This window comes from Streptococcus sp. HMSC066F01, from assembly GCF_001837335.1.
Lineage (GTDB): Bacteria > Bacillota > Bacilli > Lactobacillales > Streptococcaceae > Streptococcus > Streptococcus oralis_S.
Genome location: NZ_KV832079.1, coordinates 1 through 12,940, shown reverse-complemented (window position 1 = coordinate 12,940; position 12,940 = coordinate 1). Strand labels below are relative to the sequence as shown.

The window sequence follows — 12,940 nt, the reverse complement described above, 5'->3', positions numbered from 1 at the left end:
TCGTGGGACGAACCACTTTATACTCACTATGTGAGCAACGATGTTCGTGCGGTTGCACAGGACTGTGCATAGTCAACTCTTCAAGTATAGCATATCTTCTTTTTTCTTACAAGCGAAATCAATCAAATTTAAGCTTTTTCTTTCCCTTTTTTTTCTCCAAGAAGCAAAAAGCATACTGGAGTAAAAGATACTCATCATAAGAGGAACACCTAGAATTGTCTTCTCCTGATAGTAAATCGTCAAATAAGCTGAAAAAACAACTCCGAAGACAAAACTGCTAAGCAGGCTAACAAAAATCAAGCCCTCTCGTAGGAAAGGCGTATGCTTAGTCCGGAAATAATCTCCAAAAGCCAACATGGTACGTTTAATATTCCCTGTCATAAAAGCATTATTATAGGCAATACCTGACACTTCTCCAAAAGCAGTTGTCACCAGACCCATACAAAAGGCCAAGGGCGGTACGAGATAGATATTATCAACCGATTGCGGCACAAAGCCTATAATTAGGGACAGGACTGCAAGTGGAATCAAGGACAAAATCGGCTTTTTAACAATTCGTAGTTTTTCCTTATACAATGTCAGAAAAAAGACACCCATCATAAAGGAAAACAAGGTCATTACTTTGGCACTGGCGTCCGAGACATTCTGTTGAATGAGTCCTACAGAAAGAAAAACGACATTCCCAGTCTGTCCAGCGACAAGGGTGTTCCCTCGCACGATAAAAGTATAAGCATCGACATATCCTGCACAAAAAGTCAAAAAAAGCGCTAGCCGCTTAGACTGACGTGATATTTTTCTTATTGGTAATAATCTCATTTTCTCTCCCAATTCAGTTTCATTTACTCATTTCAATATTGTACCACTTTCTCCTAAAAATGCGTAGCCCATTTGAAAATTTTTACCATCTGTTGGATAGTCCTTCTTTTCTATGTTATAATGAAGGAAGGATTTGAAGTCGGAAAAGGAGTATTTATGCTTAAATTAGGTGTCATCGGAACAGGGGCTATCAGTCATCATTTCATAGAAGCAGCCCATGCTAACGGAGAATACCAGCTGGTCGCTGTCTATTCTAGAAAGATAGAAACAGCAGCAACCTTTGCTTCTCGCTATCAAGATATCCAACTCTTTGATCAAGTAGAAGACTTCTTCAAGAGCTCCTTTGATGTAGTCTATATCGCTAGTCCAAACTCCTTGCATTTTGTTCAAGCCAAAGCAGCCTTGTCTTTTGGGAAACACGTCATTCTTGAAAAGCCAGCTGTCACTCAGCCACATGAATGGCTAGATTTGAGACAAACAGCTGAGAAAAATCACTGTTTTATCTTTGAAGCAGCTCGTAATTACCACGAAGAAGCTTTTACCACTATCAAAAACTTTTTAGCAGACAAGCAAGTGCTGGGAGCAGATTTCAACTATGCCAAGTATTCTTCCAAGATGCCTGACTTGTTGGCTGGACAGACTCCCAATGTCTTTTCAGACCGTTTTGCTGGTGGAGCTCTTATGGACTTGGGGATTTATCCCCTCTACGCTGCTATTCGTCTCTTTGGAAAGGCTCAGGACGCGACCTATCAGGCTCAACAGCTTGACAATAGCATTGACCTAAATGGCGATGGTATCCTCTTCTACCCTGACTTTCAAGTTCATATCAAGGCAGGAAAAAACATTACTTCCAATCTTCCTTGTGAGATTTACACAGCAGATGGAACCTTGACCCTTAACACGATTGAACATGTCCGCTCAGCTATTTTTAGCGACCACCAAGGAAATCCAATCCAGCTCCCTATCCAACAAGCTCCCCATACGATGACTGAGGAAGTTGCTGCATTTGCACAGATGATCCAGCAACCAGACCAGACTTTCTACCAGAACTGGCTGGATGATGCAAGCTCTGTTCATGATTTACTCTATACCATGCGCCAGACTGCTGGCATTAGATTTGAGGCAGAAAAATGAAAACCAAACTACCGACTGAATGGCAGGAATTGAGTGACCAACTCGGTTTCCAAGAATTTACCCCCATTCAAACTCAACTATTTGAGCCTATACTAGCTGGAGAAAACTTACTGGGAGTAAGCCCGACAGGAACTGGTAAGACCCTAGCTTACCTCCTGCCAAGTCTTCTCAGACTACAAAAGAAAAAAGCCCAGCAACTCTTGATCCTAGCACCAAATACAGAACTAGCTGGACAGATTTTTGATGTATGTAAAACGTGGTCAGAGGCTATCGGCTTAACTGCTCAGCTCTTCTTATCAGGTTCGAGTCAGAAACGCCAGATTGAACGTCTTAAAAAAGGACCAGAAATTCTGATTGGAACACCTGGCCGTATCTTTGAGTTGATTAAATTGAAAAAAATCAAGATGATGAATGTAGAAACCATCATTCTGGATGAATTTGACCAATTGTTCGATGATTCTCAAATTCACTTTGTCGAGAAAATCACCCACTACGCACCTCGTGACCACCAACTCATCTACATGAGTGCAACGACCAAGTTTGACCAAGAAAAGATTGCTCCAAACACGCGCACCATTGATCTTTCTGACCAAAAGTTGGACAACATCCAACATTTCTACATGCAGGTGGACCAACGTCACCGAGTGGATATGCTACGAAAACTGGCTCATGTAGAGGATTTTCGTGGTCTGGTCTTCTTTAATAGTTTATCAGACCTTGGAAGTGCAGAAGAAAAGCTACAGTATCGTGATATCTTGGCTGTTTCCCTCGCGAGTGATGTCAATGTTAAGTTTAGAAAAGTTATCTTGGAAAAATTTAAGAACAAGCAACTAACTCTTCTTCTTGCAACAGACCTTCTGGCTCGCGGAATTGATATCGATAGCCTAGAATGTGTCGTAAACTTTGATATTCCTAGAGACATCGAGACTTACACTCATCGAGCTGGCCGTACAGGTCGCATGGGCAAAGAGGGCTATGTGATCACTCTCGTAACCCATCCTGAAGAACTTAAAAAACTCAAGAAATTTGCAAGTGTACGTGAAATTATCTTAAAAAACCAAGAACTCTATATCAAATAAGGTTGGCATTTGCCAACCTTTTTCTTATCCCCAAGTAATTTCTAATTGATAGCTGGCAAAAAGATGTCCCTCTTGGTTTTGCAGTTGGTAGGCGAGCTCAATCTTTTGCCCATCCAGTTTGTAGTGATTCGTTTGAATGATAAACTCCTGCATTCCCATTGGAGTAGGAATATAGGCCAAACTATCACTATCTTTTAGAAAACGCATGATGGTTTTGGGACTCGAGAAACGGGTCATCACCAGTTCTTGACCATGAAACTTGAGAACCACTTTTTCCTTTTCCTCATTGTAGAAAAGCAGATAGCTAAAATCTCCCTTTTCACGCACTTCCACGTCATAGAGCTGGTCAATCACTTCCAACTGTTCATCAAACTGAATCGTATTGCGCATTCGAATCTTCACATCATGTCCTCTTTCTTGTCTCTTGTCCTACTATTTTACCAAAAAGAGCAGGATTTTGCTATAATGGTCATATGAACGAAAAAGTATTCCGTGACCCAGTTCACAACTATATCCACGTAAACAATCAGGTCATCTATGACTTGATCAATACAAAAGAATTTCAACGTCTGCGCCGTATCAAACAACTAGGGACTTCCAGCTATACCTTCCATGGTGGCGAGCACAGTCGCTTTTCCCACTGTTTGGGGGTCTATGAGATCGCTCGTCGTATCACGGAGATTTTTGAAGAAAAATATCCTGAAGAATGGGATCCTGCTGAATCTCTCTTGACCATGACCGCTGCACTCCTTCATGACCTTGGACATGGTGCCTACTCCCATACTTTTGAACATCTCTTTGATACAGATCACGAAGCCATTACCCAGGAAATCATCCAAAGTCCTGAGACAGAGATTCACCAAGTTCTGCTACAAGTAGCACCCGATTTCCCGGAGAAGGTAGCCAGTGTCATCGATCATACCTACCCTAACAAGCAGGTCGTGCAACTCATTTCCAGTCAGATCGATGCAGACCGCATGGACTATCTCTTGCGCGACTCCTATTTTACAGGAGCATCTTATGGGGAATTTGACCTGACACGTATCCTTCGAGTCATTCGTCCTGTCGAAAATGGCATCGCCTTTCAGCGCAACGGTATGCATGCCATCGAAGATTATGTCCTCAGTCGTTACCAGATGTATATGCAGGTTTATTTCCACCCAGCAACACGGGCCATGGAAGTTCTCCTACAGAATCTTCTCAAACGCGCCAAGGAACTCTATCCGGAGGACAAAGACTTCTTTGCACGCACTTCTCCTCATTTGCTACCTTTTTTTGAAAAGAAAGTTACTCTATCTGATTATCTGGCACTTGATGACGGCGTGATGAATACCTACTTCCAACTCTGGATGACCAGTCCTGACAAGATACTAGCCGACTTGTCGCAACGTTTTGTCAACCGCAAGGTCTTTAAATCCATTACTTTTTCAGAAAAAGACCAAGACCAACTCGCAACCATGAGACAACTGGTTGAAGAAATCGGTTTTGATCCAGACTACTATACTGCTATTCATAAGAACTTTGACCTCCCTTATGATATCTATCGTCCCGAATCTGAAAATCCACGGACACAGATTGAAATTCTACAAAAAAATGGTGAACTGGCAGAACTCTCTAGCCTGTCTCCTATCGTCCAATCCCTTGCTGGCAGCCGCCACGGAGACAATCGTTTCTATTTCCCGAAAGAAATGTTGGACCAAAACAGTATCTTCGCAAGCATTACCCAGCAATTTTTACACTTGATTGAGAACGATCATTTTACCCCAAATAAGAACGAATAGAGGAAATTTATGAGTATTAAACTAATCGCCGTCGATATCGATGGTACCCTAGTCAACAGTAAGAAGGAAATCACTCCTCAAGTCTTTTCTGCCATCCAAGATGCCAAACAAGCCGGTGTCAAAATCGTGATTGCAACCGGTCGTCCTATCGCAGGTGTTGCCAAACTTCTGGACGACTTGCAGTTGAGAGACCAAGGTGACTATGTCGTGACCTTCAACGGTGCCCTTGTTCAAGAGACTGCTACTGGCCATGAGATTATCAGCGAATCCTTGACCTATGAGGATTATCTGGATATGGAATTTCTCAGTCGCAAACTTGGTGTCCACATGCACGCTATTACCAAGGACGGTATCTACACAGCCAATCGTAATATCGGAAAATACACGGTGCACGAATCAACCCTCGTCAGCATGCCCATCTTCTACCGCACACCTGAAGAAATGGCTGACAAGGAAATCGTCAAGTGTATGTTTATCGATGAACCGGAAATTCTCGACGCTGCGATTGAAAAGATACCAGCAGAATTTTACGAACGCTACTCCATCAACAAATCTGCTCCTTTCTACCTCGAACTCCTTAAAAAGAATGTGGACAAAGGTTCAGCCATCACTCACCTAGCTGAAAAACTCGGATTGACCAAAGATGAAACCATGGCGATCGGTGACGAAGAAAATGACCGCGCCATGCTCGAAGTCGTTGGAAATCCCGTTGTTATGGAAAATGGAAATCCTGAACTCAAAAAAATCGCCAAATACATTACCAAAACAAATGACGAATCTGGCGTCGCCCATGCCATCCGTACGTGGGTACTGTAAAATCCTCAAGTATAGAAATTAAACAACACCCCAAAGGTAGAGATGACACTCTAACTTCCGGGGTGTTCTTTTTGATTTTTCGCCAAATCTTCCAATCTGGCTATCATAGTAAGTCCATCTTATCTAGTTCTTTTAGGGCAGATTCTCTTGATGAGTATGGATTTCTATTGATGAAACGTTTTACAGCTTCGACGTGATGATAAAGATTCATGCTTATTTCTTTTAAATTTCCAATAAAGGCATCAAGTAGACCTAGTTCAATGTTCTCTAAGGGAGAAGGAAGCTCTTTCTTATTTTCAAACTCAAAAGCTTCTTTAGCAGTCACACCTATTGCATAACTAATGTTGTCCCACAAGAGACCATTCGCTTCATTTTCATCTAATTGCATGTAGATAAATATTCCACTGAAGTCTGTCCCATCATCTAAAAGGCGATAAAGTTCCTCTCCCCTTTTATCTCTATTCTCCAAAAAAACTCCAACACGCATCCAAGGCGGTTCGAATATGTGAAGTATATTCTGTTTCAATACGATTCGCAATTGCTTCAGCAAAAATCAACATAAAATAACTCGTAAGCATATCCTCTCCTAATCTATACTTGAACGAAATAGCCTATCTATTCTCATCTGATAAAAATAGCGGACCAAAGTAGTTTTTAACGAGTTCGTCCTTTAAATATCCTTCTATTTCTGTTTCAGATATTTGTGAAATAAGTTCCCTATTTTCAGCTAGGATTTGTTTGTAACTTAAAGAAAGTACCTCAAGTATGTCCTCGTCGACACTTTCAATCGTTTGTGGTAGGTAGATTTCTTCCGAAGCAATATATGAATAATGACAAACTAAGACAAAGAAATTAGCGATACAGTTCCATACTAGTGGATTGGTTTTCTTATCTAGCATCTGAAATGTCAAGATATCCTGCTCATCCATATTTTCCAATCGATTGTATAAATCATCTGGACAAAACCCACTCTCTTTATCAAGCTCCTGTTTTGAAAGTTTTAAGGAGTCAAAGACAAATTCCTTATATTCTTTCTCACTGATAAAATCTACAAGACCGTATATCAACTCCTGTAGAAAGAGCAACAAATTTTTATTATCTTTCATTGATTTTCCTTTTATTACTAAAAATTATCTTGGGAATGTATGATTCACTGGAAAAGGTGACAATCACTCTTCCTCCTCAAACATCAGAGCATCTAATTCTTCTCTTTCAGCCGCAATCTCTTCGAAGGTAGAAATAATATTATTTAAAAATTCTAAGGTGATAATACCAGTCGAATCTCTCATCGTAACCATAGTCCCAATAGCACTCAACTCATGGATGAGTGCTCTAACCTTTTTCAATTCATCCAAATCTAACATGTCTACTTCTATTACCGTGTCATGATCTTCTATTCTGGATTGAATTAAAGAGAAAGGCAAGGATGAATAATTTCTTAACAACTTATAGGTTCCTGACTTGTCACCTATAGAATCTATACAAATAGCTAGCATCATTTTTACTCCTTTATACTTGAAAACATCAGTATCCCATGTCTACAAGGAAAAGATATAAGCTTGAATCTCCTCTATCATGCATCGATTTGTCGTTCTTACTCTTATGGCTTGAAGCCATAAAGATAAAGCAAGCATAATAGCTTGCTTGAAAGTTAAGGAATTAAAAATTGATTTTCATAATCTTTTGGGAGTTCATAAGATATTTCTCCATTACTATTACCAAATCGACTTTGATTAAAAATTGGAAATAGCTTGGAGTCGTACACAGTTTTTATAACAAAACGTTCTCTTTCAAAACTAATAGTTGCAGCTACTGAGGGATCCTTAAAAACCGTTTGTTTACCTTGGGAATGCAAGCGAACGTCTATAGTAGCTACTTCTTCAGGATATTTTTCAAATCGAACATCAAAACGAATGTCGATACCTTCCGAAGGAATGTACATTTGATTGTTACTTACACTGATACTTTGAATCTTTCCTAATTTCTGTTCCAATTCTGGGTCGTTTCTATACAGGTCTGTTTGGATAGCTAGTTTGAAATTTTCCTCATGTTCTTGTAGCCATCTGTTAAGATTACGAATCATATTTTCTTTTTCAACTTGCCTGGAGGCATCCTTGCTCTTGCGATCAAGTTTATTCATAGTTTCAGTCAATTTATCTTGCTCTCGCTTCCAATCCCACGAGGGGTCACTTGATACCTCTACTACTGATAAGTACCATCTCCTCATAGTTTCAGGAGATTTATAAGGATTGGGTTTTATAAATGTAAAAGGACCTATACCAGCATCAGGAAAGTATAATTCTACTTTCATTGACTGCTTGCGATTATTATTAGCATAGGCTGTAAAGGAAATATGATAATTTCCACCTACATCTCCACCATTATCAAAGCCTCCCCTCGCAGAACCCGGTAAAAGCGTCACTGACTTTATATATTGCCCTTGACTGTCTATGTCTGCAATAATTTCTCTCTTGATAGAATCTTTATGATCATGAATAAACTTACCAGTGTTCCCAATCGGTATCCTAATTAACAAATATGACAAACCAATAATAATAAAGGGAACGGAAATCGCAAGGAATATCCACTTGTTCGATTTTAACATAATATCTCCTGATGCTCATTAAAAATCAGTTATAAAACAGCTTTTATATTGCTTTACCTTTCAACCCGACGATTACTCTTTTCAATTTCGTTCATGGAAACCTCATTCTTTTTCAAAAATAACACTACTAATTTGCACAATCTTTTGATTAGATTTCAGTTGAATAGTTACTCTATATATAGTTGAGCTAGAATGATTTACTAATACTATACATGTTGTTTCCTCTGGTAAATCATATTTGCTTTTTAGATGTTTATAGAGGTCAGAGTTATTTTCTGGCTGATATACAATCTCACGAAGCTCTGTTTCTGCACTCTTAAAGGTCTCCTTTACATCTAAAGAAGTAAAGAATTCTCTTTGTACCACTAAATTAAGAATTTCTTCATCATATAAAGGAGTTACCTCCGACCCATAATTTAACTTCCCATTAGAATATGTAACCGGAACAGTTTTGTTATCCTCGCCAAGTGTTATTGTATAATCACCTTTAATATCAGCTTGAGTGATATCTAAATCTACTTCGTATTCTTTTACTTCATCTTGATTTTTTATATAAATTCTACTAGTGTATGCCTTTAATCCCGTAAAATCTTTCTTGTCTTGTTCTAAAAATTTAAACATAGGTTCAAACGTTTTTTCAAATTTGTACTGTTCTTTTGTTCTGTTTTTGGGAATAGTTTCTCCACCTGAACCACATCCATTTAGCGCAAAAAGGGTTAATATCATTAACATTACACTAACACCCCAAAATAAGCGTTTATTTTCCTTCATCTCTTTCTCCTATACATTCTGTGCCTATTATAACATAAAAAAGAGCGTTTCCGCTCTCTTTATCACTCCGGTAATTCTACCTTCAAGCTCATATCCGTCGGTTGTAATACCTTCTGAACAGCAGCGAGAAAGGCTAGTCCATTATCAGACGGAGAATACTGGAATGTGATATGGATGACTTTTTTGTCAAAGCTATCGCCATATCGCTCCACGTACTGCTTACTTTCGAGGAAGTAGATATAGTTGTTGAGTTTTTCTTGAAGTTTCAAAAGATGTTCTTCTTCAGTATCTGGAAGCCAAAGATTGCCATCTATTAATAAAAGTTCCAAGTTTGTATCACTCGTTCCGATTGCATCAATTTCTGAAACATCTAACTGAATAAGAGATTCTTTTATCCAAAATGTTGTTTTTATCAAACGATAAAGTCGATTTATTGCATCACTTTCATTTTTAAATTCGTCTCTTATCCAGATATCTTGGCGCTCATTAACCTCATATACTTTATATTGTTTAGACTTCTCATCGTAATAGTATCCCAAGGTAAATTGACCTTCAAATCGTTCATCAAGCGCAATATAAAATGTCCCTATTTTATCTCTATGTTTACTAATGAAATTCGCTAGTTCCTGTTTTGTCATCAAAATTTCTCCATTATCGCCACAGCCACATTCACTTTCCTACAAATTGATATCCTTTGGTGGATTGTAGTATTTTTCCTTGAATTCCTTAAGGATTTTCTCTACCTTTTCTTCATCACACTGTCTGTATAATGGACTACGGTCTAATACATTACAGAGTCTTTCATAGGTATAAGTACGTTTCTGTTCATCTGATAATTTTGAAATGCTTTCTATAATATTTCTTACTAACTCATCTGTTTCAATAACAAAGGGAAGGCTTGTATATCTTCTTAAACGACTGCCTTGCATAGAAATATAATCAGTTACCTTATCTAATTTGACTAGGTCAACCGATAAGCTAAAATCTTTCAAGATTTCAAAGGTTCTGCGCGCTATATCCTTATCACCTTCCACATACAAAGGGTATAAGCAATATTCCATTAATACTCCAATATCTGTACTATCCACTTCATAAGAATCTCGTTGTCGAAAACGATACTTAGCTTTTGTCCCTAGAAAAACTTCAGCTTCTTTCCCTTCCTTCATTATTTCACGATAGTCTTTTACAAAATTTTGATAGTTTTCTTTATTTTTCAATTTATATGTCTGCATTTAGTTACTCCATTGGTTAATTCTAAAAATTCCTTCAATTTGCTCAATTTTATTAGTGCCTGGTTCATAGACGCGTGGATTTTTGATTTCATAATAGCCTTGACGTTCAATCGCAGATAGAAAATCATCGTAAGAATGCCCCTTTGTGTCAATCGTTGGCATAAGTAGTTCGCTATTTAGAAATGCTAAATAATCTTTTTATAAATATAGTCTCATTATACCACAAAAAGAGAGCGTTTCCGCTCCCTTTTTTACTCTGGCAATTCTACCTTCAAGATCATATCCGTCGGTTGCAATACCTGCTGAACAGCTGCGAGGAAGGCTAAGCCATTATCAGATGGAGAATACTGGAATGTGATATGGATGACTTTTTTGTCAAATTGATCACCATATCGCTCCACATACTGCTTACTTTCGAGGAAGTGAATGTAATTATTCATTTTTTCTTGCAGAATTTCCAGATGGACTGCTTCTATCTCTTCCTCCCAGCCAACTGGATCAACTAGAAGAAGTTCCAAATGATTATCAACAATACCAATAGCGTCAAGTTCGCTAGGTTCTAGTTCCGAAACAATGGCTTTGGTAACAATTTGTCTAAATTCCTCTGCTGTAAAAAGACGACGAGTATTTCCTGGGTTTTTTAAAATAAAAGAAGGATGATTTTCGATGAAGAGCTTACCAGACTCATCTTGTGTATACTGTTTTTTTGATTTCCAAAAACCATATTGCGCATAAGTCATCAATTCTTTGCCAGTATGCTCTCCCGATATGTAACTATCTGCAGCTTCTTTGGGGATTTCTCTAACCACTTCTGGGCAGGTAATATTAAAAGTTGGATAACGCAAGAAATACTTATCACCATCTTGACAAATTTCCAACATATCTTTTTGACTTACATAAATTGATTCCATTTTTTCACCTTTACTATTTGACAATTATCTCTTAGATAAAAAGAGAAGCCAACTTTTGAAATTTTATATGAAGTTTTTGAATTTTTTATTTATCACTATTTTATGTAGGCCAGTGCCCTGTTTCAGCATAAATCATGACTTCATAAGCTCCCCTAGAAGATTCAAATGCCTTATCCATTAATGCTTTTGTAATAGGATAGCAAACCTCTGGCCCCATGGTTCCTCCAATTTCTTTAAAAAAGCTAATTTCGTAATAGCCGTCTGTCTCATATACAACAAATCCATCGCCTCTATGTACAATCGTATCTGATTGATTATAATCCTCTAACTCTTCTTTCTCTGGCCAACGATGATGTTCACAATAAAACATTACCTCTAAAGAGTCTTTTTCTGATTTTGAAACACGTTCTGCTAATTCCTGGCTAATGGGAAAATTAAGCACTTCTTTCCCTCTACTCCACAGAATCTGATAATCATTATTGTTTTTTAATACCGTACAATTTTTGTATTGTTGAATTTCTGTTGTCATACAAATGAACTTTCTTTACTTTTTTTATTCTTCTTTATCATAGGCAAAAAAATCTAGTTGGTGCGTACATTTCTTATCAAGCTACCCATTACCCTCTTTCACCTATGCAAATTATTTGCTATACACAAATAGAGAATAAACAAAAGTATCGAGTGGAAAAACAATGGCAAAAAACTAGGATATAACAGGAAGACGACTAAAGATACTAACAAACTAATAACGCTACCACGAATTACGGAAGAAACAACAGCTCCACTTTTCTTTACTACCTCTAAGAATTCTAAGTACTCCAAATCTGTAAATAGAGCAGGATACAAATCCAAATCTTTCTTAAAATAGATATCCAGCAATTTCCCGAAAAGCAAGGAAATACAAGAGAATAAAATCAAATAAAGGTACTTGTGAGCAGGTATACTAAAGATTGTCAAAACATTCAGAAATCTGATAAAATGAAGAACGAACAACACCAGGGAAAGTATAACGTACTGTTGACTCTTAGAAATTCTTTCTGAAATTGAAAAATACAATTTCTTTGTCTTAAAGTCATAATAGGTCAATTTGTTCTTAAATTCTCCGAGATGAACTAGTTCTTTGTAATGTTTTCTCTTTTCTATCATTTCCACTCCCTTTCTAACCATAATCAAATGATACAAGCTTTTTCATAGCTTCAGTGAACTGGATTAGAGCTCTCTAATATCTGGAATTCAGTTTCATTTTATACTTTCTTTACTTAAGTGGTGATACATAATCATCTGGAAGTTTTCCTCTCCAGTCAATCCACATTTGCTCAGCAAGTGGAATTAATCTTTCAAGCTCTTCCTGAGTAAATAACTCTCTAGCTTCAGGTAAATCAATTAATGATGTAGGACTCTGTTCTATAAATCGTTTCTCACTAGCTTTCTTTTCTTTTTCCGTCGGAGGCCAACGATCATTTTGAACCTTCCAAGATACTTCATGTAGCGTTCTTTCCCCACTTTCTAATAAGGAAAACAACTCATTTGGTAATTCATAGACAACTAACCAAGAAGCTACAGTTCCCTCTTCTAAAACTAAATAATACTTGTCCTCATCTTTCCAGATATGCTGACCGTAACCTTTTACTTCTTCAAATTGGATAACATCTTCCCATTGTAGTTTTGTTGGTTTCATTTTATACTTTCCTTACTTGAGTGGTGATACATAATCATCTGGAAGTTTGCCTCTCCAGTCAATCCATTTCTGTTCAGCAAGCGGAATTAATCTTTCAAGCTCTTCCTGAGTAAATAA

Annotated in this window: 16 protein-coding genes, 1 pseudogene and 1 other annotated feature (1 of these 18 cut by a window edge); of the genes and pseudogenes, 4 read left to right on the top strand and 13 right to left on the bottom strand. The window is 37.8% G+C overall.

What is annotated here, in order from left to right; translation table 11 throughout:
- Positions 1–64, bottom strand: a sequence feature (ribosomal protein L21 leader region) (it extends 24 nt beyond the left edge of the window).
- 8 nt (positions 65–72) lie between these two features.
- Positions 73–816: a YoaK family protein gene (locus HMPREF2655_RS02720; protein WP_070837484.1), complete on the bottom strand. Its 744-nt coding sequence runs from the start codon at positions 814–816 to the stop codon at positions 73–75.
- A gap of 156 nt (positions 817–972) precedes the next feature.
- On the opposite strand from HMPREF2655_RS02720, the gene HMPREF2655_RS02715 reads away from it, so the two are divergent.
- Entirely contained in the window at positions 973–1,950 is a 978-nt protein-coding gene (locus HMPREF2655_RS02715) for a Gfo/Idh/MocA family protein (RefSeq protein ID WP_000915870.1), read from the top strand.
- Positions 1,947–3,029: a DEAD/DEAH box helicase gene (locus tag HMPREF2655_RS02710; RefSeq protein WP_070837482.1), complete on the top strand. Its 1,083-nt coding sequence runs from the start codon at positions 1,947–1,949 to the stop codon at positions 3,027–3,029. Before HMPREF2655_RS02715 ends, HMPREF2655_RS02710 begins: the two co-directional genes overlap by 4 nt.
- Before the next feature lie 24 nt (positions 3,030–3,053).
- Here the strand turns inward: HMPREF2655_RS02710 and HMPREF2655_RS02705 are convergent, their stop codons facing one another.
- A complete protein-coding gene (locus HMPREF2655_RS02705; protein ID WP_083321217.1) occupies positions 3,054–3,431 on the bottom strand; it encodes a YwiB family protein in 378 nt (125 codons plus the stop codon).
- A 71-nt stretch (positions 3,432–3,502) separates the two neighbouring features.
- Here HMPREF2655_RS02705 and HMPREF2655_RS02700 point away from each other — a divergent pair, with 71 nt between their 5' ends.
- Together HMPREF2655_RS02700 and yidA are read left to right on the top strand one after the other, a co-directional pair.
- The gene (locus HMPREF2655_RS02700; RefSeq protein WP_049490219.1) at positions 3,503–4,810 is read left to right on the top strand and encodes an HD domain-containing protein; all 1,308 of its coding nucleotides are present in this window, start codon (positions 3,503–3,505) and stop codon (positions 4,808–4,810) included.
- 9 nt (positions 4,811–4,819) lie between these two features.
- On the top strand, positions 4,820–5,626 hold the full coding sequence (gene yidA, locus HMPREF2655_RS02695; protein WP_070837478.1) for a sugar-phosphatase: 807 nt from the start codon (positions 4,820–4,822) through the stop codon (positions 5,624–5,626).
- 103 nt (positions 5,627–5,729) lie between these two features.
- On the opposite strand, the pseudogene HMPREF2655_RS02690 reads toward yidA, so the two are convergent.
- The 11 genes and pseudogenes from HMPREF2655_RS02690 to HMPREF2655_RS02640 form a co-directional block, all read right to left on the bottom strand.
- A pseudogene (locus tag HMPREF2655_RS02690) lies at positions 5,730–6,204 on the bottom strand (Imm6 family immunity protein).
- 33 nt (positions 6,205–6,237) lie between these two features.
- A complete protein-coding gene (locus HMPREF2655_RS02685; protein ID WP_070837476.1) occupies positions 6,238–6,732 on the bottom strand; it encodes an Imm6 family immunity protein in 495 nt (164 codons plus the stop codon).
- A 63-nt stretch (positions 6,733–6,795) separates the two neighbouring features.
- The gene (locus HMPREF2655_RS02680; RefSeq protein ID WP_044021737.1) at positions 6,796–7,122 is read right to left on the bottom strand and encodes a hypothetical protein; all 327 of its coding nucleotides are present in this window, start codon (positions 7,120–7,122) and stop codon (positions 6,796–6,798) included.
- Positions 7,123–7,277: 155 nt separating this feature from the next.
- Complete coding sequence (locus HMPREF2655_RS02675; RefSeq protein WP_070837474.1) at positions 7,278–8,231, bottom strand: hypothetical protein; 954 nt, start codon at positions 8,229–8,231, stop codon at positions 7,278–7,280.
- Positions 8,232–8,333: 102 nt separating this feature from the next.
- A complete protein-coding gene (locus HMPREF2655_RS02670; protein ID WP_070837472.1) occupies positions 8,334–9,002 on the bottom strand; it encodes a hypothetical protein in 669 nt (222 codons plus the stop codon).
- Between the two features lie 62 nt (positions 9,003–9,064).
- Positions 9,065–9,640: a DUF6572 domain-containing protein gene (locus tag HMPREF2655_RS02665; protein WP_070837470.1), complete on the bottom strand. Its 576-nt coding sequence runs from the start codon at positions 9,638–9,640 to the stop codon at positions 9,065–9,067.
- Between the two features lie 39 nt (positions 9,641–9,679).
- Positions 9,680–10,234 (bottom strand): NAD glycohydrolase inhibitor, encoded by a 555-nt coding sequence (locus tag HMPREF2655_RS02660; RefSeq protein WP_070837468.1) that lies wholly within the window; start codon positions 10,232–10,234, stop codon positions 9,680–9,682.
- The gene (locus tag HMPREF2655_RS10325) at positions 10,235–10,396 is read right to left on the bottom strand and encodes a hypothetical protein (RefSeq protein WP_001142077.1); all 162 of its coding nucleotides are present in this window, start codon (positions 10,394–10,396) and stop codon (positions 10,235–10,237) included.
- Between the two features lie 89 nt (positions 10,397–10,485).
- Positions 10,486–11,145 carry a DUF6572 domain-containing protein gene (locus tag HMPREF2655_RS02655; protein ID WP_070837466.1) on the bottom strand — a complete coding sequence of 220 codons (660 nt, stop codon included), beginning with the start codon at positions 11,143–11,145 and terminating at the stop codon, positions 10,486–10,488.
- A 100-nt stretch (positions 11,146–11,245) separates the two neighbouring features.
- Positions 11,246–11,674: a hypothetical protein gene (locus tag HMPREF2655_RS02650; protein ID WP_070837464.1), complete on the bottom strand. Its 429-nt coding sequence runs from the start codon at positions 11,672–11,674 to the stop codon at positions 11,246–11,248.
- Between the two features lie 726 nt (positions 11,675–12,400).
- Positions 12,401–12,823, bottom strand: coding sequence for a hypothetical protein (locus tag HMPREF2655_RS02640; protein ID WP_070837460.1), 423 nt, complete (start codon positions 12,821–12,823; stop codon positions 12,401–12,403).
- Between the last annotated feature and the right edge of the window lie 117 nt (positions 12,824–12,940).